The organism is Streptomyces camponoticapitis (assembly GCF_014646115.1).
GTDB lineage: Bacteria > Actinomycetota > Actinomycetes > Streptomycetales > Streptomycetaceae > Streptomyces > Streptomyces camponoticapitis.
Window position 1 is genome coordinate 132180 of the sequence record NZ_BMMV01000003.1, and the last position, 22508, is coordinate 154687.

At 69.3% G+C, this 22508-nt stretch carries 21 protein-coding genes and 1 tRNA gene; 10 read left to right on the forward strand and 12 right to left on the reverse strand.

Features of this window, described 5'->3' with window-relative positions; all coding sequences use genetic code 11:
* The first annotated feature begins 4 nt into the window (after positions 1–4).
* From IEY79_RS05535 to pknB, 5 genes are all read left to right on the forward strand, one after another.
* Positions 5–520: an FHA domain-containing protein FhaB/FipA gene (locus tag IEY79_RS05535; protein ID WP_189106163.1), complete on the forward strand. Its 516-nt coding sequence runs from the start codon at positions 5–7 to the stop codon at positions 518–520.
* A gap of 138 nt (positions 521–658) precedes the next feature.
* The gene (locus IEY79_RS05540) at positions 659–2176 is read left to right on the forward strand and encodes a Stp1/IreP family PP2C-type Ser/Thr phosphatase (protein ID WP_189106164.1); all 1518 of its coding nucleotides are present in this window, start codon (positions 659–661) and stop codon (positions 2174–2176) included.
* Between the two features lie 25 nt (positions 2177–2201).
* Positions 2202–3611 carry an FtsW/RodA/SpoVE family cell cycle protein gene (locus IEY79_RS05545; RefSeq protein WP_189106165.1) on the forward strand — a complete coding sequence of 470 codons (1410 nt, stop codon included), beginning with the start codon at positions 2202–2204 and terminating at the stop codon, positions 3609–3611.
* The gene (locus IEY79_RS05550) at positions 3608–5068 is read left to right on the forward strand and encodes a peptidoglycan D,D-transpeptidase FtsI family protein (RefSeq protein ID WP_189106166.1); all 1461 of its coding nucleotides are present in this window, start codon (positions 3608–3610) and stop codon (positions 5066–5068) included. The genes IEY79_RS05545 and IEY79_RS05550 overlap by 4 nt, the downstream gene beginning before the upstream one ends.
* Before the next feature lie 355 nt (positions 5069–5423).
* On the forward strand, positions 5424–7439 hold the full coding sequence (gene pknB / locus IEY79_RS05555) for a Stk1 family PASTA domain-containing Ser/Thr kinase (RefSeq protein ID WP_189106167.1): 2016 nt from the start codon (positions 5424–5426) through the stop codon (positions 7437–7439).
* 121 nt (positions 7440–7560) lie between these two features.
* Here the strand turns inward: pknB and IEY79_RS05560 are convergent, their stop codons facing one another.
* The 5 genes from IEY79_RS05560 to IEY79_RS05580 all read right to left on the reverse strand — a co-directional run bounded on the left by IEY79_RS05560 (position 7561) and on the right by IEY79_RS05580 (position 11677).
* Positions 7561–8292 carry a class E sortase gene (locus IEY79_RS05560; protein WP_189106168.1) on the reverse strand — a complete coding sequence of 244 codons (732 nt, stop codon included), beginning with the start codon at positions 8290–8292 and terminating at the stop codon, positions 7561–7563.
* 196 nt (positions 8293–8488) lie between these two features.
* On the reverse strand, positions 8489–9937 hold the full coding sequence (locus IEY79_RS05565; protein WP_189106169.1) for a class E sortase: 1449 nt from the start codon (positions 9935–9937) through the stop codon (positions 8489–8491).
* Positions 9934–10575, reverse strand: a complete 642-nt coding sequence (locus IEY79_RS05570) for an aminodeoxychorismate/anthranilate synthase component II (RefSeq protein WP_189106170.1) — start codon at positions 10573–10575, stop codon at positions 9934–9936. The genes IEY79_RS05565 and IEY79_RS05570 overlap by 4 nt, the downstream gene beginning before the upstream one ends.
* On the reverse strand, positions 10572–10745 hold the full coding sequence (locus IEY79_RS05575) for a hypothetical protein (RefSeq protein WP_189106171.1): 174 nt from the start codon (positions 10743–10745) through the stop codon (positions 10572–10574). Before IEY79_RS05575 ends, IEY79_RS05570 begins: the two co-directional genes overlap by 4 nt.
* Before the next feature lie 164 nt (positions 10746–10909).
* On the reverse strand, positions 10910–11677 hold the full coding sequence (locus IEY79_RS05580; RefSeq protein WP_189106172.1) for a DUF881 domain-containing protein: 768 nt from the start codon (positions 11675–11677) through the stop codon (positions 10910–10912).
* Positions 11678–11818: 141 nt separating this feature from the next.
* Between IEY79_RS05580 and crgA the strand changes: the two genes are divergently transcribed.
* The gene (crgA, locus tag IEY79_RS05585; protein ID WP_189106173.1) at positions 11819–12076 is read left to right on the forward strand and encodes a cell division protein CrgA; all 258 of its coding nucleotides are present in this window, start codon (positions 11819–11821) and stop codon (positions 12074–12076) included.
* 308 nt (positions 12077–12384) lie between these two features.
* Here crgA and IEY79_RS05590 read toward each other — a convergent pair whose 3' ends face one another.
* Complete coding sequence (locus tag IEY79_RS05590) at positions 12385–13278, reverse strand: rhomboid family intramembrane serine protease (protein ID WP_189106174.1); 894 nt, start codon at positions 13276–13278, stop codon at positions 12385–12387.
* A gap of 128 nt (positions 13279–13406) precedes the next feature.
* Positions 13407–13934 carry a peptidylprolyl isomerase gene (locus tag IEY79_RS05595; RefSeq protein ID WP_189106175.1) on the reverse strand — a complete coding sequence of 176 codons (528 nt, stop codon included), beginning with the start codon at positions 13932–13934 and terminating at the stop codon, positions 13407–13409.
* Between the two features lie 426 nt (positions 13935–14360).
* Between IEY79_RS05595 and IEY79_RS05600 the strand changes: the two genes are divergently transcribed.
* Positions 14361–15044, forward strand: coding sequence for a DUF5324 family protein (locus IEY79_RS05600; protein WP_189106176.1), 684 nt, complete (start codon positions 14361–14363; stop codon positions 15042–15044).
* 264 nt (positions 15045–15308) lie between these two features.
* Here IEY79_RS05600 and IEY79_RS05605 read toward each other — a convergent pair whose 3' ends face one another.
* Entirely contained in the window at positions 15309–15752 is a 444-nt protein-coding gene (locus tag IEY79_RS05605; protein ID WP_189106177.1) for a DUF6344 domain-containing protein, read from the reverse strand.
* Between the two features lie 165 nt (positions 15753–15917).
* Positions 15918–16820, reverse strand: a complete 903-nt coding sequence (locus IEY79_RS05610) for an NAD(P)-dependent oxidoreductase (protein WP_189106178.1) — start codon at positions 16818–16820, stop codon at positions 15918–15920.
* 93 nt (positions 16821–16913) lie between these two features.
* On the opposite strand from IEY79_RS05610, the gene IEY79_RS05615 reads away from it, so the two are divergent.
* Positions 16914–17537 carry a TetR/AcrR family transcriptional regulator gene (locus tag IEY79_RS05615; protein WP_268240579.1) on the forward strand — a complete coding sequence of 208 codons (624 nt, stop codon included), beginning with the start codon at positions 16914–16916 and terminating at the stop codon, positions 17535–17537.
* A gap of 120 nt (positions 17538–17657) precedes the next feature.
* On the opposite strand, the gene IEY79_RS05620 is transcribed toward IEY79_RS05615, so the two are convergent.
* Positions 17658–17730, reverse strand: a tRNA-Ala gene (locus tag IEY79_RS05620).
* Between the two features lie 179 nt (positions 17731–17909).
* Here IEY79_RS05620 and IEY79_RS05625 point away from each other — a divergent pair.
* Both IEY79_RS05625 and IEY79_RS05630 read left to right on the forward strand, forming a co-directional pair.
* Positions 17910–18458 (forward strand): helix-turn-helix domain-containing protein, encoded by a 549-nt coding sequence (locus IEY79_RS05625; RefSeq protein WP_189106179.1) that lies wholly within the window; start codon positions 17910–17912, stop codon positions 18456–18458.
* A gap of 88 nt (positions 18459–18546) precedes the next feature.
* Positions 18547–20103 (forward strand): serine/threonine-protein kinase, encoded by a 1557-nt coding sequence (locus IEY79_RS05630; protein WP_189106180.1) that lies wholly within the window; start codon positions 18547–18549, stop codon positions 20101–20103.
* A 64-nt stretch (positions 20104–20167) separates the two neighbouring features.
* Here IEY79_RS05630 and IEY79_RS05635 read toward each other — a convergent pair whose 3' ends face one another.
* A complete protein-coding gene (locus tag IEY79_RS05635; protein ID WP_189106181.1) occupies positions 20168–21463 on the reverse strand; it encodes a hypothetical protein in 1296 nt (431 codons plus the stop codon).
* Positions 21464–21774: 311 nt separating this feature from the next.
* The gene (locus IEY79_RS37235) at positions 21775–21909 is read right to left on the reverse strand and encodes a DLW-39 family protein (protein WP_003958712.1); all 135 of its coding nucleotides are present in this window, start codon (positions 21907–21909) and stop codon (positions 21775–21777) included.
* Positions 21910–22508 lie beyond the last annotated feature (599 nt).

Genomic DNA, 22508 nt, shown 5'->3' on the forward strand with positions numbered 1-22508 from the left:
GGCAATGTCAGAGCTGACCCTGACGGTCATGCGGCTAGGTTTCCTAGCCGTTCTGTGGCTGTTCGTGATTGTGGCCGTCCAGGTCATTCGGAGCGATCTGTTCGGCACACGTGTCACGCAGCGCGGCTCACGCCGCAACGCCGACACACGTCCGCCGCAGGGCGCCGCCCGCCAGACCCCCGCGCCGCCCGCACAGCGGCAGCAGGGCGGCCGGCAGCGCCGGGGAGCGCCGACGAAGCTGGTCGTCTCGGAGGGAATCCTCACCGGCACCACGGTGGCCCTCCAGGGACAGACCATCACCCTGGGACGGGCGCACGACTCAACGATCGTGCTGGACGACGACTACGCGTCCAGCCGGCATGCCAGGATCTACCCGGACCGGGACGGTCAGTGGATCGTCGAGGATCTCGGGTCCACCAACGGCACGTATCTCGACCGGACCCGGCTCACCACCCCGACACCGATTCCGCCGGGCGCGCCGATCCGCATCGGCAAGACCGTCATCGAGCTGCGGAAGTAGTACGACAATGAGCGAGCGGAGCGAGCGAGCCGCGGCGGTCCCGACGTGGGACCGCAGGCTCCCGACCGGAGGGTGGGCAGTGTGGCTCGAGACCGGCTGGCGCCACATTCGGCTGGCGAACCGACAGGAGAGGCGCGCATGAGTCTTTCTCTGCGCTTCGCCGCCGGGTCGCACAAAGGCATGATCCGGGAGGGGAACGAGGACTCCGGCTATGCCGGTCCCCGGCTCCTGGCCATCGCCGACGGCATGGGCGGCCAGGCCGCCGGTGAGGTCGCCTCGTCCGAGGTGATCTCCACGCTCGTGCAGCTCGACGACGACGTGCCGGGATCGGACATCCTCACCTCGCTCGGTACGGCGGTGCAGCGCGCCAACGACCAGCTGCGCGTGATGGTCGAGGAGGACCCCCAGCTGGAGGGCATGGGCACGACGCTCACCGCCCTCCTGTGGACGGGACAGCGCCTCGGCCTCGTACACGTCGGTGACTCCCGCGCGTACCTCCTGCGCGACGGCGTGCTCACGCAGATCACCCAGGACCACACCTGGGTGCAGCGCCTCGTCGACGAGGGGCGCATCACGGAGGAAGAGGCCACCACCCACCCGCAGCGCTCCCTGCTGATGCGCGCGCTGGGCAGCGGCGACCATGTCGAGCCCGATCTGTCGATCCGCGAAGTCCGCGCGGGCGACCGCTACTTGATCTGCTCGGACGGCCTCTCCGGCGTTGTCTCGCACCAGACCATGGAAGAGACCCTGGCGAGCTACCAGGGCCCGCAGGAGACCATCCAGGACCTCATCCAGCTCGCTCTGCGCGGCGGCGGTCCCGACAACATCACCTGCATCGTGGCCGACGTCCTCGACGTCGAGTCCAACGACACCCTCGCGGGGCAGCTCAACGACACCCCGGTCGTCGTCGGCGCCGTCGCCGAGAACCAGCAGTTGCACGCCGCCGAGAGCGACCCCTCGATGCAGACGCCCGCCGGCCGCGCCGCCGGCCTGGGCCGTCCCGTACCGCAGCAGCACCAGCCGCCGCCCGGGGGCTTCGGCCCGCCGGGCAGCGGAGACGGAGCCGGTTACGGCGGCATGCCGCCGGACGCCGGCTTCGGCGCGTACAACGACGACGACTTCGTCAAGCCGCGCTCCGCCGGCCGCAAGTGGTTCAAGCGCTCGTTCTTCTTCACGCTCGCGCTGGTGGTCGTCGGCGGCGGTCTGTACGGCGGCTACCGCTGGACCCAGACCCAGTACTACGTGGGTGCCAACGACGAGCACGTCGCGCTCTACCGGGGCATCAGCCAGGATCTGGCGTGGGTCTCGCTCTCGAAGGTTGAACAGGACTTCACCAAGGTCGAACTCAAGTACCTACCGCCGTACCAGCGCAAGCAGGTCGAGGACACGATCGCCGAGGGCAGCAAAGCCTCCGCGCGCACCAAGATCGAGGACCTCTCCAAGCAGGCCGCCGCGTGCAAGAAGGACGAACAGCGCCGTGAGTCCGAGCGCGCGGCGAACGCGATCACCGGCGAGGGCGAGGCCGGCGGGACGACCGGTACGAAGCCGAAGACCGGCACCAGCACCGACACCAAGCCGAACACAGCGACTCCCACTCCGGGCCCGAGCCTCTCGGAGGAGGAGCAGAAGCTGGCCTCGAACTGCGGTAAGCAGTAGCCGGCCGTAAGGGGCCTTCACCACCATGAGCGTTGTCACCAACACGACCACCATCGGCGCGATCGAAGCACCGAGCCGCCGCAACACCGAGCTCGCGATGCTCGCCTTCGCCGTCGTCATCCCGATCTTCGCGTATCTGAACGTGGGCCTGGCGGTCAACGACAAGGTGCCCAGCGGCATGATCGGTTACGGCCTGGGCATCGGGCTGCTGGCCGGTGTCGGCCATCTCGTGGTGCGCAAGTTCGCCCCGTACGCCGACCCGCTGCTGCTGCCGCTCGCCACGCTGCTCAACGGCCTCGGTCTCGTCCTCATCTGGAGGCTGGACCAGTCGCCCCGGCTGATCGCCCGTGCCGAGCTCGCCTACGGGTCGTTCTCACCGGACGCGCCCAAACAGTTGCTGTACTCGGCGATCGGCATCGCGCTGTTCGTCGCCGTGCTGCTGCTGCTCAAGGACCACCGCATCCTCCAGCGCTACACGTACATCTCCATGGCCGTCGCGCTGGTCCTGTTGATCCTTCCGGTGTTCTTCCCCGCGAGGAACGGCGCGAAGATCTGGATCAGCCTCGGCCCCTTCAACCTCCAGCCCGGCGAGTTCGCCAAGATCATCATCGCGATCTTCTTCTCGGGCTATCTCATGGTGAAACGCGACGCCCTCGCACTCGCCAGCCGCCGTGTGATGGGTCTCTACCTGCCGCGCGGCCGTGACCTGGGCCCCATCCTGATGGTCTGGGCCATGTCCATCCTGATCCTGGTCTTCGAGACCGACCTCGGCACCTCACTGCTGTTCTTCGGCCTCTTCGTGATCATGCTGTACGTCGCCACGGAGCGGACCAGCTGGATCGTCTTCGGTCTCGTGATGTCGGCCGCCGGCGCGGTCGGTGTCGCCACGTTCGAACCGCACGTCCAGCAGCGCGTCGAGTTCTGGCTCAACCCCTTCGCCGAGTCCACCTGGGAGCAGAGCGACCAGATCGGCCAGGCGCTGATGTCCTTCGGCGCCGGCGGCACGCTCGGCACCGGCCTCGGCCAGGGCAACTCCGACCTGATCGGCTTCGCTGCCAACTCCGACTTCATCCTCTCCACCGTCGGCGAGGAGTTCGGCCTGGCCGGCATGATGGCGTTCCTGCTGATCTACGGCCTGATCGTGGAGCGCGGCGTACGCACCGCCCTCGCCGCCCGCGACCCCTTCGGCAAGCTCCTGGCGATCGGCCTCTCCGGCGCCTTCGCCATCCAGGTCTTCGTCGTCGCCGGCGGCGTCATGGGCCTCATCCCGCTGACCGGTATGACGATGCCGTTCGTCGCGGCCGGCGGTTCGTCGGTGATCGCCAACTGGGCGCTGATCGGCATCCTCATCCGGATCAGCGACACCGCCCGCCGCCCCGCGCCGGCGCCCGCCCCGTCAACCGACGCCGAGATGACCCAGGTGGTCCGACCGTGAACAAGCCCCTGCGCCGCATCGCGATCTTCTGCGGACTGCTCGTGCTGGCGCTGCTGGTGCGTACCAACTGGCTCCAGTACGTCGAGGCCGACGAGCTCAACACCCACGAGAAGAACCGCCGCGTGCTCATCGAGCGGTACGCGAAGGAACGCGGCAACATCGTCGTCGACGGCAAGCCCATCACCGGTTCGGCCAAGACGGACGACACCGACTTCAAGTACAAGCGGACCTATCGCGACGGCCCGATGTGGGCGCCGGTCACCGGATACGCCTCGCAGGCGTTCGGTGCCACCCAGATCGAGAACCTTGAGGACGGCATCCTCACCGGCAACGACGACCAGCTCTTCTTCGACCGCACGATGGCGATGTTCACCGGTGACGAGGCGAAGGGCGGCAATGTCGTCACGACCCTCAACGGCGCCGCGCAGAAGGCCGCGTTCGAGGGTCTCGGTGAGAAGAAGGGCGCGGTCGTCGCCCTGGAGCCGGGGACCGGCAAGATCCTCGCGCTGGCCTCCACCCCCTCGTACGACCCCTCGTCCTTCGCCGGATACGGCGCCAAGGACGAGAAGTCCTGGAACTCGCTCGGCAAGGACGCCGACAAGCCGATGCTGAACCGCGCGCTGCGCGAGACGTATCCGCCCGGCTCCACCTTCAAGGTCGTCACGGCCGCCGCGGCCCTGGAGAACGGTGTCGTCGACGACATCGACGCGAAGACCGACTCCCCGCTCCCGTGGATCATGCCGGGGACGACGACGCCCCTGGAGAACGAGGGCAACATTCCCTGCAAGGACGCGACGCTCAAAGAAGCGCTGCGGGTCTCCTGCAACACCGTCTTCGGCAAGCTCGGCTTCAATGTCGGCAAGGACAAGATGCTGGAGACCGCGAAGAAATTCGGCTTCAACGAGGAGCAGTTCGTTCCGGTCCGCGCCAACGCCTCGATCTTTCCCGAGGAATTGAACGATTCGCAGACCGCGCTCTCGTCCATCGGGCAGTTCGACACCCGTACCACCCCGCTCCAGATGGCCATGGTCGTCTCCGCCATCGCCAACGACGGCAAGCTGATGAAGCCGTACATGATCGACCAGCTCGAAGCCCCGAACCTGGACGTGATCAAGAAGACCGAGCCCGAGGAGATGGGCCAGCCCGTCAGCCAGGAGCACGCGCAGATGCTCCAGGAGATGATGGAGACGGTGGTCAACGAGGGCACCGGCTCGAACGCCAAGATCCCCGACGTCACGGTCGGCGGCAAGACCGGCACCGCGCAGCACGGCGAGAACAACAGCAAGAACCCGTACGCCTGGTTCATCTCGTACGCCAAGGGCGACAACGGGGCGCCGGTCGCCGTCGCCGTCGTGGTCGAGGACAGCGACGCGGTCCGCGACGACATCTCCGGCGGCGGTCTCGCGGCCCCCATCGCCAAGGACGTCATGAAGGCCGTGATCGACAGCAAGAAGTAGTCAGTCCATTCCGTAATGGCCCGGACAGTTCTCGAAGCTGTCCGGGCCATTGTCGGAAGCGGCGGGGACCGTCGAAAGCAGCGGGATAAGTTTCCCTCTACACCGAACTCGGCGGGACGGGACGGCCGAATGCCGACCGAATCGGAATTCGGACGCCGATGTCCCGTCGGTGATTTAGCTCACCACCAGGTGACGTGCGTTAACAACCGATATGTGGCCATTCAAGTACCAGTCCTGTATCAGCTACCAGGGACGGTCGGACCGGATGCGGCGTGCCCGGTAGCGTATGCGCGAACAGCACACCGCCGGACCGCGCACCGGTGCGGTCGGGACAGACGGAGAGGGCTGGAACAGTATGGAAGAGCCGCGTCGCCTCGGCGGCCGGTACGAGCTGGGCTCGGTGCTCGGCCGTGGTGGCATGGCCGAGGTGTACCTCGCGCACGACACCCGGCTCGGCCGCACCGTCGCTGTGAAGACGCTGCGGGCCGACCTCGCCCGCGACCCGTCCTTCCAAGCCCGGTTCCGCCGAGAGGCCCAGTCGGCCGCCTCGCTCAACCACCCCGCGATCGTCGCTGTCTACGACACGGGTGAGGACTACGTCGACGGGGTGTCCATCCCGTACATCGTGATGGAGTACGTCGACGGGTCCACCCTGCGCGAGCTGCTGCACTCCGGACGCAGACTGCTGCCCGAGCGCACGCTGGAGATGACCGTAGGGATCCTCCAGGCGCTGGAGTACTCGCACCGGGCCCAGATCGTCCACCGCGACATCAAGCCGGCCAACGTCATGCTCACGCGTACCGGCCAGGTCAAGGTCATGGACTTCGGCATCGCCCGCGCCATGGGCGACTCCGGCATGACGATGACCCAGACCTCCGCGGTCATCGGCACCGCGCAGTACCTCTCCCCCGAGCAGGCCAAGGGCGAGCAGGTCGACGCGCGGTCCGACCTCTACTCCACCGGCTGTCTGCTCTACGAGCTGCTGACCGTGCGACCGCCCTTCATCGGGGACTCACCGGTCGCCGTCGCGTACCAGCACGTACGGGAGGAGCCGCAGCCGCCGAGCAACTTCGACCCCGAGATCACGCCCGAGATGGACGCGATCGTGCTGAAGGCCCTCGTCAAGGACCCGGACTACCGGTACCAGTCGGCCGACGAGATGCGCGCCGACATCGAGGCCTGCCTCGACGGCCAGCCCGTCGCGGCGACGGCGGCGATGGGCTCGGTCGGTTACGCGGGCGGCTACGGCGGCTCCGACGACCAGCCCACCACGGCCCTGCGCACCGCCCCGCCCGGCGGCGGCCAGACGTCGATGATGCCGCCGGTCAACCCCGACGACGGCGGCTACGGCAGCTACGACGACCGTCCGGACCGGCGCCGGCAGAAGAAGTCCAACACCTCGACGATCCTGCTGATCCTCGCCGGCGTCCTGGTGCTCGCCGGCGCCATCCTGATCGGCAAGGCGGTCTTCGGCGGCGACAACGGCGGCTCGGAGCAGGTCACCGTGCCGCAGCTCGTGGGGGAGACGCTGGAGGAGGCGAAGGGGCTGGCGAGCAACGCGTCGGTCGAGGTCGCCCAGTCCGGGACCGACCGCTGCGACCAGCCCAAGGGCGCCATCTGCTCCCAGCAGCCGGCCTCCGGGCAGAAGATGGAGCAGGGCGACACCATCCAGGTCGTCGTCTCCGAGGGCGCACCGAAGGTCCAGGTGCCCGACGTCGCCGACGAGACCGTCGAGGACGCCACGAAGACCCTTCAGGATGCCGACTTCCGGGTCGAGACCAAGCAGGTCGAGAGCGACCAGGACCCCGGCACGGTCGTCAGTCAGAAGCCGTCCGGCGGTTCGGAGGCGGAGAAGGGCGCGACAGTCACGCTCTCGGTCGCCAAGCAGGCGCAGGAGACGGTGCCGTCGGTCACGGACCAGACGTTCGACGCGGCGAAGAGCCAGCTCGAAACGCTCGGCTTCACGGTCGCGCGTACCGACGTGGACTCCGACAAGCCCGCGAACACCGTCGTCGGCCAGACACCGGAGGGCAACAGCAAGGCGGCCAAGGGCAGTCAGGTCACGCTCCAGGTCTCGAAGGGGCCGCCCCAGCCGGAGAAGGTGCAGATCCCCGGCGACCTCGCGGGCAAGACCGTCGCCGAGGCCAAGGGGCAGCTGGAGTCCCTGGGCCTGGTCGTCGCACTCGCGCCCAACTCGCCGAACGATCCCAACGCACGGGTCATCGCGACCAACCCGGGTGGCAACCAGCCGGTCGACAAGGGCAGCACCGTGACGCTGTTCGTGGCGCCCGGCGGCGGCAACAACAACGGGGGCGGCGACAACGGGGGCGGCTTCATCGGCGGTCCCGACGGATTCGGGGGCGACGACTAGGTCGTCCCCTCCCAGGAAAGTGAAGAAGCCCCGGCCTCCTCCTGAGGAGGCCGGGGCTTCTTCGTGTTCCGGGGTGCCGGTGGTGCGCCGTCGCTCAGCACGGCGGCCCGGGGAGAGCGGATCAGCGCAGCTCGTCGGGCTTCGTACGGTTCTCGTCGACCTTCTCCGTGCGTTCCAGCTCGGCCCAGACGATGTAGCGGTAGTCGGACGTGTAGAGGGGCGTGCACGTCGTGAGGGTCAGATAGCGGCCGGGCTTCTTCTTGCCCGACTCCTTGGGGATCGGCTTGAGCACGTCCACGTTGTACTTGGAGGTCTGCGGAAGGTCCTTGAAGACCTTGTAGACGTACCAGGTGTCCTTCGTCTCGAAGACGATCGCGTCACCGGTCTTGAGCTTGTGGATGTTGTGGAACTTCGCGCCGTGCCCGTCGCGGTGCGCGGCGAGCGAGAAGTTTCCCTGCTTGGCCGAGGGAAGCGCGGACTTGACCGGGTCGGTGTAGTAGCCGGCGACGCCGTTGTTGAGGGACTTGAGGTCCGTGCCCTTCTTCACGAGGACCTCGCCGTTCTTCATCGCGGGCACGTGCAGGAAGCCGATCCCGTTCTTTATGTCGAGGGCGCCGGGGCCGCCGCGGCCGTCGGCCCAGCCGTCGCGCACCTCGTTGCCCTGCTTCGTGGCCTCGCGGTCGGCCAGCACATTCGTCCACCACAGCGAGTAGACGACGAAGAGACCGAGCACCAGGCCCGCGGTGATGAGCAGTTCGCCGAAGACGCTGACGGCGGAGGCGGTGCGGCTCCGGGGGCGAAGCCGGGGCACGGCCGGAGCGGGCTCGGGCTCCGAGGGCTCCGGCTCCGACACCGCGGGCTCCGGCTCGGCCGCGGGCCCCGAGGGCTCACTTTCGGGATCGACCACCCCAGTTGTCGCGGATGTATCGTTTTTCCCTGTTTCCTCGGGTGTGCTCGCGTCCCCGTCGTCGTGCTCTCTTGCCGCTGCCACAGCACCCGTCCCCTGGTCCCAGTCTCCGTCGTGATTCGTCCAGCGAGTCCGGCCGAGTTCAGCCGACGAGAGCGTCGGGCTTTCCCTTACCGCGTGGCCGTTCCTCAACCATCTTGCCCCACACGATCATTCGATACGTACTGGTGAATTCCGGCGTACAGGTCGTCAACGTGATGTATCGCCCCGGCTCCGAGAACCCGGAGCCGGGCGGCACGGGACCGATGACGCCCACGTTCGACGGGGCGGTCTGCGGGAGGATGCTCGCCATGTCGTACGTGAAGTACGAGTCCTGCGTCTCCACGACGATCTTGTCGCCGGGCTTCAGGCGGTTGATGTAACGGAACGGCTCACCATGGGTGTTGCGGTGTCCCGCGACCGCGAAGTTCCCCTGCTTGTCGGAGGGCATCGCCGTCTTGAGCCTGCCCTCCGAGTAGTGGCCGACCATGCCGCGGTCCAGGACCTTCGCCTTGTCGATGCCCTCGGCGATCGGAACGACGACGTCCAGCTTGGGGATGTGCATGATCGCGAACCCCTGGCCGGGCTCGAACGCCCCGGGCTGACGGCCCTTCGCCCAGCCGTCCTGGATCTTGTCCGCCTGCTTGCCCGCGTACAGATCGGCCTGGATGTTCGTCCACCAGAGCTGGTACGTCACGAACAGCAGCATCAGGACACCGAGGCTGATGAAGATCTCGCCGACCGCGCGGCTGAGAATCACTCCCGGACTGTCCTTGAGCGCGCGGGCGGCACGCCGCGCCTCGACGCGGGAGAGCGGCCTCCCGGGCGCTGAGGGCCCCGGAGAGCCCTGAGGGCCCCCGGCACCCGCCGGGCGCCCACGGCCGCGTCCACGGCCGCCCTTGGCCGCCTTACGCCGCTCGGCGCGCCCTCCGGTGACAGCTTCGGGCCGCACCGGACGGTCCTGGGCCGGGGCCGCCTTGCGCCGCTCGGCGCGGCCCCCGGTGGGCGGTCCGGGCCGCGCGGGGCGGTCCTGGCCGGATTCGGAGACGGTGGGCAGCAGCGCCGTGGCCTCTCCGGCGCCCCCGGTGTCCTCCGTACGGAGGACGGCGGTCCGGTCGTTCTGGACAGGGACGTACGGCGGTCCGGGATCCGGCTCCGCGACGGGCACCGGCGCGGGCGACGGCGACGGAACCTGTGGAGGGATCGGCACGGAGACCGGCTCCTGGGCGACCTGCGACGCCCAGTCCTGCCCGTACCCCGCCGGCGCCTGTGCCGCGTACGGGTACGGCCCGTACCCCGACCACTCCCGCTCCGCCGACGGCTGCGCCGATATCCCGTCACCCGCCGCCCAGGGACCGGACGGCGAAGGAGGCGTCGGGGACACGGGAGGCGCGGCGGGAGGCGGCACGGGGGCCTGCCCGGGAAGCGGATCGTTCAACGGATCCGCGAGTCCGTCCACCGCCGCCTCGAACGCGCCGGCTTCCTCGTACGGTTCCCGCTGCTCGTACGAGGCGCCGTATCCCGCGTCGTGCTCGGGGCGGAGTGCGGTCACGCGACCGCCTTGCCCACCACCGGCGCCAGGCCCGCCGACCGGCCCACGGCGCCCGGATCACCGCACTGCGCCAGCCAGTTGGCCAGCATCAGATGACCGTGCTCGGTCAGTACGGACTCGGGGTGGAACTGCACGCCCTCGACGGGCAGTTCACGGTGGCGCACGCCCATGATGATGCCGTCGGCCGTACGCGCGGTGACCTCCAGCTCGTCCGGCAGTTCCGCGGGCTCGGCCGCCAGCGAGTGGTAGCGCGTGGCCGTGAAGGGCGAGGGCAGCCCGGCGAAGACGCCCTTGCCCTCGTGCGTGACGAGCGAGGTCTTGCCGTGCAGCAGCTCGGGGGCGCGGCCGACCACGCCGCCGTACGCCACCGCCATGGACTGCATGCCCAGGCACACCCCGAAGACGGGGACGCCGGTGGCCGCGCAGTGGCGCACCATGTCGACGCAGACACCGGCCTGTTCGGGCGTGCCGGGACCGGGGGAGAGCATCACCCCGTCGAAGCCGTCCTGGGCGTGCGCCGTCGACACCTCGTCGTTGCGGAGCACTTCGCACTCCGCGCCGAGCTGGTACAGGTACTGGACGATGTTGAAGACGAAGCTGTCGTAGTTGTCCACGACGAGAACGCGGGCGCCGCTCATGGCCTGCCTCCCGCGCCGGTCACCGTGGCGTCCCCGAACGGGAGGATCGGCTCCGCCCACGGGAAGACGTACTGGAACAGCACGAAGACGACCGCCAGGGCCAGCACGAGCGCGACGACCGCCCGCACCCACACGTTGCCCGGCAGATGCCGCCAGATCCAGCCGTACATGCTGTCCCTTCCGTTCCGTACCCGTTCCCCGCCCGCGCCGCCGTACCGGCGTGCGCGAACCAGACTAAGGGGCCGGGGGGTCACGTGGGCGGCGCATGGGCCAGGTGTGCCGTGGGCCTCTTTCTTCTTCAAGAGGGCGGGCCGGGCCGAACGGCCCGGCCCGGCTACTTCACCGGCTCCGCGTAGTGGAGATCCACCGTGCCCGTGTAGCCCGGGAGCGTCGTCCCGCCCTGCTCGTCGACCTTCCAGCCGAGCCCGTACGCCTGTACGTACAGCTGGTAGTTCTGGATCGCCGGCGAATCGTCCAGCGCCTTCCGCAGACGGTCCTGGTCCCCCACGGCCGTGATCTTGTACGGCGGTGAGTAGACCCGGCCCTGGAGGATCAGGGTGTTGCCGACGCAGCGCACCGCGCTGGTGGAGATCAGCCGCTGGTCCATGACCCGGATGCCGCGCGCGCCGCCCTGCCAGAGGGCGTTGACGACGGCCTGGAGATCCTGCTGGTGGATGACGAGGTCGTTGGGCTGCGGTTCGGGGTAGCCCGGATTGGCCGTGGCGTCCGGCGGGGCGTCGTCCAGGGTGACGGTGAGGGCCTGGCCCGAGACCTTCTTGGTACCCGCCGCGTCCTCGAGTTGACGGAGTTCGGCGTCCTCGGCCTTCGTGGAGCCGTCGTCACGGTTGGCGAGCCTGTCGACGTCCTCCCGCACGAGGCCCGTGGACTCCTCAAGCTCGGCGTTCTTGTCGCTGCGCTCCTGGATCAGGTCCGAGAGCTTGAGCAGGGAGTCGTCCGTACGGAGGTTGGTGCCCTTCGCCGTGTTGAAGCTCGTGACGAAGATGAGACCGGCGAGGGCGAAGACCCCGGCCGTGAGCAGCCGGACGGGCCGCCAGACCCTGCGGCGGACCGGCCCTTCGGGGGAGTCGGCAGAATTGCTCAACGTACCCTTATCTCCTTAGGCGCCACGGAAGCACTACGCTAACGGACGCCCGGGGGAGCCAGTGTTCCCCCCGCTCCTCACCCCGGCACACCGTTTCAGTTACCTGCGCGGTCACGCAGCGCATCGACAGGAGAGTCCCTCGTGCCGAAGTCACGTATCCGCAAGAAGGCCGATTTCACTCCGCCCCCCGCGGCGAAGCAGTCGACCACGATAAACCTGTCCAACCGGAGCTGGGTGGCGCCGGTCATGCTCGCCCTGTTCCTCGTCGGGCTGGCCTGGATCGTCGTCTTCTATGTGACCGAGGGATCGCTGCCGATCGACGCCTTCGGCAACTGGAACATCGTGGTCGGCTTCGGTTTCATCGCTGCCGGCTTCGGTGTCTCCACGCAGTGGAAGTAGCGGCCACGGCCGGCGTCAAGCTCTGCCCAGAGACTTATCCACAGTGCTGTCCACAGCCGGGGGAAAAGGTCTGACGATCTGTGGATAACTCCACGGCAGGTTGACGCCGGTGTGACTGGAGCACCCGCTTCGGCCGTTGTGATGAAGCGTCTCGCCCCTTGTCCCTGCTGGGAAAACCCAGTTCAGCGACAAGGGGCACTGATGTTCCCCCACAGAATGCACAAGATCCGACACACGCTGTGGACAACTGTGTGCTTCAGGGTCTCCGAGGGGCCCCGGGGACGCTGGATTCCCGGGCTCCCCGGGGCTCAGGTGAGCTGGGTGGTTCTGATCACGATGACCGCCACGGTCGCGAGCAGCACCGCCGCGCAGGTGCCCCACTGGACCAGCGACCGGTGCTCACGCGGTGCGTGCACCAGGCCGATCGCGATCGCCGTGCCCGCCACCAGACCGCCGAGATGCGCCTCCCAGGCGATCCCGGACCAGGTGAACGTGAAGAGCAGGTTCAGCGCCAGCAGCGCGAGGACCGGCCTCATGTCGTAGTTCATCCGGCGCATCAGTACGGCCGTGGCACCGAGAAGACCGAAGATGGCGCCCGAGGCACCGAGCGAGGGCTGGTTCGGCGCGGCGATCAGATAGGTCAGGGCGCTGCCGGCCAGACCCGAAATCAGATACAGCGCGATGAAGCGCACGCGTCCGAGCGCCGCCTCCAACGGACCGCCGAGCCACCACAGCCCGAGCATGTTGAACGCGATGTGCCACACGGCCTGGTGCAGGAACATCGCCGTGAGCAGCCGGTACCACTGCCCGTCCGCGACACCGACGATCTCGCCGATCTCCGGGTTGAAGGCGTGCCCGATGAGATCCAGCTCACCGACCACCCGCTGTTCGGCGGCGAGGACGGCGACGAAGACCGCGAGGTTCAGCCCCAGCAGGATCTTCGTGATCAGCCGGGGGTCGGCGGAGACGGTGCCGCCCGTGATCGTGCGCGGGCGGGCGGCGGTCGGGGACATGCCGGACCCGCTCCCCTCCCGTACACAGTTCGGACACTGGAATCCGACAGAGGCGCTGATCATGCAGTCCGTGCAGATGGGGCGCTCGCAGCGGGTACAGCGGATGCCCGTCTCACGGTCCGGGTGCCGGTAACAGTGGGGTGACGCGTCGGCGGCGGGCCGGTCCGGGCCCCCGGGCTGCTGGTCCATCTGTCCCCTCGGTACTCGATGCGGCGGAAGGGCGCACAGCACACCGCCCTCCCCGTCCGGTATGTAACCACTACGGACGGGCAGGGCGGGAGGTTCCCCGAACGGGGATCCGAGACCTGGGACGTGTCTCAGCGGGACTCGACGACGACCGACTCGATCTTGACTTCTTCCACCGGGCGGTCGGTGCGCGGGTTGGTCTTGGTGGCTCCGATGGAGTCCACGACCTTCTTGCTCGCCTCGTCGGTGACCTCACCGAAGATGGTGTGCTTGCGGGTCAGCCACGCGGTGGGGGCCAGGGTGACGAAGAACTGCGAGCCGTTGGTGCCCGGGCCCGCGTTCGCCATGGCCAGCAGGTAGGGCTTGTCGAAGGAGAGGTCCGGGTGGAACTCGTCCTCGAACTCGTAGCCCGGTCCGCCGGTGCCGTTGCCCAGCGGGTCCCCGCCCTGGATCATGAAACCGCTGATGACCCGGTGGAAGACGGTGCCGTCGTACAGCCGGTCACTGGACTTCTTGCCGGTAGCCGGGTTGGTCCATTCACGCTCGCCCTTGGCGAGCTCCACAAAGTTCTTGACCGTCTTCGGCGCGTGGTTCGGCAGGAGCCGGATCTCGATATCGCCGTGGTTGGTCTTCAGGGTGGCGTAAAGCTGCTCGGCCACGATCTGCCTTCCGTGAGACTTCGCTGACTCCGCCGATCCTCGCACGGACGGCGGGGGCGCCGCCCGCCCCGTACCCCTCAAGCTCTCGCGGCGCCCGGTGACGGGGAATCAGCGGCCGTCGGCGGGGCACACGTCCTGGGCACCCGACGGCCGGGCGACCGTCGGGCGACGGTGGGAGAAAGGAGGGGTGATCGTGGCCTCAACGGGGCACGGCACGGGGAACCGTGGCATTCTCATCGGCGAGCCCCCCTTGCACCGCAATGCCCAGGCATCGCCCGAAGACGTCTTTCTTGACCCGGATGCCCGTACCGCATGCCGGACCGGCGGGCGGCAGGCATGATTTCGATCTGGGTGGACAGGCGGATCTTTGTCCAAATAACGGGGGAAACCCCCAAGCCCCTGACTGCCACCGAGGAGGAGGATCCTGTGACCCGCATGGACAGCGTGCGCGCCGCTACCGATTCGGCGAGGGAGAGCGTGCTGCACGCCGCGGAAGCGGTGGCACCCTACGCCGATACAGCCAAGGAACAGGCCGCGTTGTACGCCGAAGAGGCCCGCGTCCGGCTCGCACCGAAGGTGTCGAAAGCCGCGAGGCAGGCTCGTGTTCAGTACGGCGCGCATGTCGCGCCGCATGTGCCGCCGAACCTCGACATGGCCGCGCATCGTGCCGCCGCGCGAACGCGCAAGGCGGCGCGTCAGGCAGCCGGCTACACGGTGCCGCGCGTCGAGCACGCGGTCTCTGTCGCACAGCCGGTCGCCGGGGAGGCAGCGGCACGTTCCGCTGCCGCTCTCGCCGCGCTGCGCGGTCAGATCACGGTGAAGGAGGTCCAGAAGCTTGTGAGGAAGCGTGAGCGACGGGCCAAGTGCGGACGGCTCGCCAAGGGCCTGGCGGTCCTCGGTGTGCTGGGCGGTGGCGCTTACGCCGCGTGGAAGTGGTGGGACAAGCAGGCGAATCCCGACTGGTTGGTGGAGCCGCCCGCTCCTACCGAGGTCTCCGCGCACGACTCGTCGCTGTCGTCCGTCGACGGCAGCCAGGGTGCGCTCGACCCGGAGGTACAGGCGAAGCAGGCCAAGGACAAAGGTGTGAAGGATCGCGACGACCGCACGTGAACGACGGGTGGCCGGTGATCCGTAGGACGGTGGTCCGGGTGTCGCGCGTGGTGTGAGCACCACGTGTGGCACCGGTCTCACGTGCGTCACGGGTGACGCGGATGGCGCTGTTGAGGCGGGTGGCACTGGCGACGCGGGTGACACGGATGACGCTATTGAGGCGGGTGACACTGGCGACGCGGATGAAGCGGGTCACGCGGGCGTTGTGCGCGGTGCGGATGCGCGCGGTGCGGATGCCGGGAGTCCTGAGGGAATCCCGGTTCCTCACGCCGCCGCCGAAAGGGCCGCGTCGGCGCCCGACTTGTCGTCACGCGCGACATCGGCGTCCGTACGGGTGTCGACGGGCACCCGCCGGACCGAAGGTGACGAACCGTGCGCTTCCGCGCGGATACGCTGCTCGATGGTCGGCGGCCGTGACGTGTCCGCCGGCCGCGCGCTGTCGGGCAGTGCCCGTTGCACCGCGGGTGCCGTCCGGCCTCCGCCCCGCTCCACGCCCTCGCCTCGGTCCACGCCTCCGCCCCGCTCCGAGCCTCCGCCTCGCTCCTCGGCGGTGACCGGCGGCTGACCACCCTTCGCGGGCTGGTCGGCGGGCTGCTGTACGGCGGCGTCCGCCGCCGCGGCGGGGGCGGTCAGCCCCAGGGTGGTGAGCACCGCGAAGAACGCGGTCAGGAAGGCTGTCCAGAGATTCTTGACCTTGAAGGCGGCCATGGCCCCTCGCTTTCAGGTTGCGCTCGGGTTGAGCGATCTACATACCTTCCTCATGATGTGTACGCATCTTGGGAATCGAGGGACCAACGCCGCCACTGCGCAGTTCTTCTGATGAACACCACCCGTACGGTGCAACGGGCGTCATTAATCGTTTCTCATGCCGGGTCAGGCGGCCTTCCGGCTCCCCCTCATCACCGTGAACAGGCTGGTGAAGCTGTCGTCCGCGTGCCCTTCCGCGACGCCCCGCCTGAACAGCTCCAGGACCGCTGCGGGCAGTGCGGTGTCGACCCCGGCCGCCTCGGTGGTGTGCACGACGTGCTCGATGCTGGCCACCCCCATGGCGAGTCTGTCGACATCGCCGGGGAACTCGCCGGCGTCGATCCGGGGTGTGTAGAACTCGAAGAACCGTGACATCCCCCGCGTGCTCTCCGACGCGTACGGCAGGATCTCCGCCGCCGGGATGCCGTTGGCGTCGGCGAGCGCCAGGGCGTGCACCCAGCTGAGCATCGAGGTCCAGAACAGGTCCATCCCGATCTGGTAGTACAGCGCCGCCAGCCCCTGGTCCTCACCCCGGTAGTCGGTGCCGGTCAGCACCTCCAGCGTCGGCACCAGCTCCTCGAACAGGTCCCGGGGGCCGCTGTAGTACGTGAAGGCCTCCCGTGTGCCGATACCTGAGGGCGGCGTGTTCACCCCGCCCGTCAGCTGCCGGGCGCCATGGCCCGCGAACCAGAGCGCGGCGGCCCGTGCCCGCTCCGGGGTGTCCGAGGTCAGATTGACGACCACCCGTCCCGACAGGCTCGCCGCGGCCGGTTCGAGGATCGCGTACATCGCGTCGTAGTCGGTCAGGCTGAGCACGACCGGCCCGCCGGCGACCAGCGCGTCCTCGACCGAGAGGGCAAGGGTGGCGCCTCCGGCGACCAGTTCGCCGGCCTTGTCCGCGCTGCGGTTCCAGAGCGTCACCTCGTACCCCTTGTCGAGATACGCGCCCGCCATCGCGCGCCCCATGGGTCCGAGGCCGATCACCGTCACCGCGGGCGCGCCCGCACTCCCACTCGTATGTGTACTCATCACAAATCCCGCTCCCGCTAGAACGAACGCTCTATCCAGTGGAAAACGTAGCACGCCTCTAGAGCGAGCGTTCTATTCAGTAGACTTACCGCTGTGAAGACGGCGGAGCAGGACCCCACGAAGGATGCGGAACGCCCGGTCGGCACGCGCGAGAGAATCGTCCGGGCGGCCTCGCTGCTGATGCAGCGGCAGGGCTACGACGGCACGGGGATCAAACAGATCTCCACCGAGGCCGGAGCCACACTCGGGTCGGTCTACCACTTCTTCCCCGGCGGCAAGCAGCAGCTGGCCGTCGCCGCGATCGGGCACGGCGAGCGCGAGTTCGCCGACGAGCTGCGCCTCACCCTCGACGGCGCGGCCGACCCCGCCCAGGCCATGATCGACTGCGCCCACCGCCTCGCGGAGGGACTGCGCGAGTCCGACTGGATCGAGGGCTGCCCGGTCACCTCCACCGCCCTCGGTACGGCGGGACGCGCCCCCGACATCCAGGAGGCCGCGGCTGCCGCGTTCGCCAACTGGCGGGACCTGGTGTATGCCCGACTGCGTCGCGCCGAGATCGCGGACGACGACGCCCGCGATCTGGCCCACACGGTGATCAGCACCCTCGAAGGCGCAGAACTGGCCGCCCAGGTCTCCAGGAGCGAACGCCCGCTCCTGACCGCCGGCCGTCATCTCGCCCAGCTGATCGACCTCTACGGACCGACCACCGATTCCTGAGGCCACATCAGGCCATTCGGGCGGCGGCGTGCTCGCGAAGGCGGCCGGCGGCAGTCGGACACAGAACGCACAGAGGCCCTCCGACGCGCGTTTCCGCACGTCGGAGGGCCTCTCGGAATGTGGAGCCTAGGGGAGTCGAACCCCTGACATCTGCCATGCAAAGACAGCGCTCTACCAACTGAGCTAAGGCCCCGGAAGGGGTGTACGGAGGTTCCGCGGGACATCCCGGTGACCGCCTGGAACAGAGTACCGGGTGTCCCCCGTGATCCCGCAAAAGGATTGGGACTCCCGGTGCGGGACCCCGCTCCGTAGGATGCCCCAGAGGTTCGCAGCAGCGAAGCTGCCGCCTGGGGAAGCGATGGGGAGACGCGAATGGACGCCGCACAGCAGGAATCGACAGCAAGAGCCAGAGAACTCCAGCGCAGCTGGTACGGAGAACCGCTGGGAGCCCTCTTCCGCCGGCTGATCGATGACCTGGGGCTGAATCAGGCCAGGCTCGCCGCGGTGCTCGGCCTGTCGGCCCCGATGCTCTCCCAGCTGATGAGCGGCCAGCGCGCCAAGATCGGAAACCCCGCCGTGGTCCAGCGCGTTCAGGCGCTCCAGGATCTGGCGGGGCAGGTCGCCGACGGCAGCGTCAGCGCCGCCGAGGCCACCGCCCGGATGGAAGAGGTCAAGAAGTCGCAGGGCGGCTCCGTCCTCACCGCCACCAGCCAGACGACGAACAGCACGGGCGCACCGACCGTGCGGCGGGTCGTCCGCGAGATCCAGTCACTGCTGCGGTCGGTCGCCGCCGCCGGTGACATCATCGACGCGGCGGACTCCCTCGCACCGAGCCACCCCGAGCTGGCAGAGTTCCTCCGGGTATACGGAGCCGGGCGCACCGCCGAGGCGGTCGCCCACTACGAGGCGCACCAGAACTAGGCCGGAGCTGGGCACGGCAGGCACGAGTGAGACCGCTGCCGAGGGCGACGGTCCGCCGGACAGGACGACTGGGAGCGAGCGCGGCGCAATGGGTGAGGTCTTCGCTGGTCGGTACGAGTTGGTCGACCCGATCGGACGTGGCGGTGTGGGCGCCGTCTGGCGCGCCTGGGACCACCGGCGCCGCCGGTATGTCGCGGCCAAGGTGCTTCAGCAGAGCGACGCGCACACGCTGCTGCGCTTCGTACGCGAGCAGGCCGTGCGGATCGATCACCCGCACGTACTCGCACCGGCCAGCTGGGCCGCCGACGACGACAAGGTCCTGTTCACCATGGACCTGGTGAGCGGCGGATCGCTGGCCCATGTCATCGGCGACTACGGACCCCTGCCCCCGCGTTTCGTCTGCGTCCTGCTCGACCAGCTGCTCGCCGGTCTCGCGGCGGTGCACGCCGAAGGCGTCGTGCACCGCGACATCAAGCCCGCCAACATACTGCTGGAGGCCACCGGGACCCGCCGGCCCCATCTGAGGCTGTCGGACTTCGGCATCTCCATGCGCAAGGGCGAGCCCCGCCTGACGGAGACCAACTACGTGGTGGGCACGCCCGGTTACTTCGCGCCGGAGCAGATGATGGGCGCGGAGCCGGACTTCCCCGCCGACCTCTTCGCCGTCGGCCTGGTCGCGCTCTATCTGCTGGAGGGCCAGAAGCCCGACTCCAAGGCCCTGGTGGACTATTTCACCGAGCACGGCACCCCAGGAGCGCCGCAGGGGATTCCCGAGCCCCTGTGGCAGGTCCTCGCCGGGCTGCTCCAGCCGGACCCGAACGCCCGGTTCCGTACGGCCACGGGAGCACGCAAGGCCCTCACGGCGGCCGTCGAGATGCTGCCGGAGCCTGCGGACGACGACGAGCCCGTCGAGGTCTTCGACCAACTCGGGCCGCTGCCGCACCCGTTCGGCCCCGAAGGGCCCGTCACGGGATCCGACCCGAACCGGGCCGCCGGGTCCCCTCAGGCCCCCTCGTACGGAAACCAGCACACGGGTGGCATCACCGGGGGAGTGACCGGCGGGCTCACGAGCGGGGCCGCCGCGGGAATGACGGGCGGGACGACCGCCGGGCAGCCGCCCCAGGACGGCCGGAGCGCCCCCTGGACGCCCGACGCCCCCTCCGAACAGCGGCAGCCCGCCACCGGGACCTCCATGTCGGAGACCGGCAGCTTCCATCTCCCCCCGCCGCCCCAGGCCGAGCGGCAACAGGCACCACAGCACCATTCTCCGCAGTACCAGCCCCACCAACCTCCCTCCGGGCCACACCCGTTGCAGCCGTCCCCGCCCGCCGCTTCGTACTCCACGCCCACGCATCCGCTCGCCTCTCCCCCCGCGGCGCCCGACCTTTCGCAGGCGCCCACCACCGCGGTGCCGCACGACGACCTGCAGCACACTCGTAGATACACCGCTCAGCAGCCCGGGGTTCCCGCCCAGTACCCGCCGACCCCGTACGCCCCGACATCCGGCGCGCACACCCCGGCGCACGCCGCAGCGGCCCCGCTCCCGCACAAGCGACCGGGACCGCCACCCAAGGTGACGATCCCGGTGCTGCTGCTCGCACTGATCTGTTTCGCCGTGGGCTTCTGGGCCCTCTCGCAGACCTGACGTCCGGGCCGCACCCGCCGCCCGGCCCGGACGCCCGGACTGCCCGCCCCGGACACCCCGTCCGCTACCGCCCCGCTTCGCGCCGCCGCGCGAGCAGCATCCATCCGCCAAGTCCCAGCACCAGCACCGTCCCCGTACCGATCCCGCCCGCCGCGACCAGCTTCATCGCGCCGGTGTCGTCGGCCGCGGACCCGGTGTTCCCGCCGTCAGGCCCCTCAAGGCCGTCGTCCGGCACACTGAACTCGCCCGCCGGACCGTCGTACCCCGGCCCGTCCTTCGCCGTGCCGTCGACCGTCACGCGCAACGTCACGTCGTGCGGCCCCTGCCCGAATTTCTCGCCGACCTCCGGGTTGAGGCTCACCCGCACGTAATACCAGCCGGCGAAGCGCATCGCCTTCTCCTGGCCGGCGGAGCTGAAGCGGTTCGCGTAGTCCACCGGCGGCGCCGGATCCGTCGACAAGGACTTCTGCTCGCCCCTGTACGACAGCGATTCGGCGCCGTCGACGAGCCCTCTCGCCGGGTTGTACACGGCGAGGGACAACGCGCCGGTGACGAAGCCGTCCCCCTGCGAACTGCCCAGCTCCGCACTGGTGAACAGTTGCTGCCCCCAGTCGACCGGCACCCGGTAGTAGAGCGACTCACCGGGATCGATCCTGGTCGTCCACTCACCCTCGCCCACGCTCGCGGCGGTGGTGAATCCGGCGCCGCCCTCGCGCTTCCCGGCGGCGCCCGACGGCGGCTCGGGGGAGGCGCTCGGCCAGCCTTCGGGCGCCTCGGTGGGGCCTGCGGTCGCGAGCCCCGGCTCGGAGAGGAAGCGCAGTTCCAGGTCCCACGCGTCCTGCGTGGACGTGGGTTTCGACTCCCGCTCCACGATCACGTAGTACGGTCCGGCCTTCCGGCAGGACCCGTACTCCTTGCCGTCGAGAGTCCGGGTCGCGTACGCGGTCAGCGGGTGCGGGTAGTCGCTCGACGACAGGACGCGCGCCTGTTCGGAGTCGCAGTCCCGGCCGTCGCTGTCCTGCATCGTGACCGTGAGCTTGTCGCCGTAGTCCACGCTCGACCCCAACTCCGGCACGGCGGTGACGGACACGTACGCGTTCTTCGCGTCGTCCAGGTCCAGCCGGTAGAAGAGCTTCTTGCCCGGTTCGATGGAACCGCGGTACGTGGAGCCCGCTTCGAGCGGGCGCGCGGCGCTGGTGCTCGCCGCGCCCTCGACGCGCTCGGCCCCCGGATCGAAGACGTACGGACTCGGCCCCTCCGCCGCGCGGGCCGTCCCGGGCAGCCCCGGCTGCGCCGCCACCGCGCACATCGCCGCCGCCGCGACCAGCGCGGCCCGGCCCCTGTTGCGCAGCCTCTTCACGAGCTTCCCCTTGTCGTCCCGGCGGCTCCGCCGCCCGCCACCAACAGCCCACACCCGCCGCACAGGGGTCGGGGTGCCGGTCCATCCTGCCCCGCCGATCCCGCGCCTGTCTGCGCGGGCGGCCGATCCGTACACGCCCACCGCACCGGAACTTCACAAAAGCAACTAAATCGTTCGCCAAGGAGAACCGCGTCGGACCGAGGCCGACCGAGCCGGACCGAGGCCGACCACGTCGGACCGACCGAGCCCCCACCACAGCGCGAAGCCCCGGTCGCCTCAGCGACCGGGGCCCGCGTACCGACTACTCGATCTCACACACCCGAACCTGCGGGCACGGAGTCGGTCGCCTCCGTCCACAGATCCTGCTCGGCGCGATCCGCCTGGATCTGGCGGTACACGAGGAGCCCGCCGATGGCGGCCAGTGCGACCAGGAGAAGCTTCTTCACCGCGCGACCTCGTCTTTCCTTGTCTTAGGGGCCTTCTGGCGCCCGACTATACACACCGACCGATACCGATCGGTGACCTACATGCGCCCTCAACTCAGGGGCCAACACCTCCAGTCAACACCCACCCAACAGAAAGCGATCCGCCCGGACAGAAGACTCTCTGTCCGGGCGGATCGGCGCTCGTGGGTCCGACAGGATGTGCACCCGCGGCCTCGTCCTCGTCAGGACTCACCGCGAGGTCCGAATGGCCCCCAGGTCGGCATCGTACGGCTCTGACCTGCATCTTCATCCGTCTACACCAGCAAACACCCGCCTGCCCCCACCGAGGGGACCCACCCGGTGCCGTAGACCGGGCGGCGGCGGCCGCGAGACGGGCGGGGCCGTCACCGTCCTGGCCCGGGACGGTGACGACGCCTGCCCTGTCCGCTGTCCGAAGGGGAGCCGGGATTACTCGCCGCTCAGGATCTCGGCGACCTTGTCCGAGAGACCGGTGGCGATCTCGTCGGCCACACCGGAGCCGACGATCGCGGCGATGATCAGCGCGACGAGAACGATGACGCCGACGTACTCGACCGCGCCCTGACCCTTGTCGCCGCGAC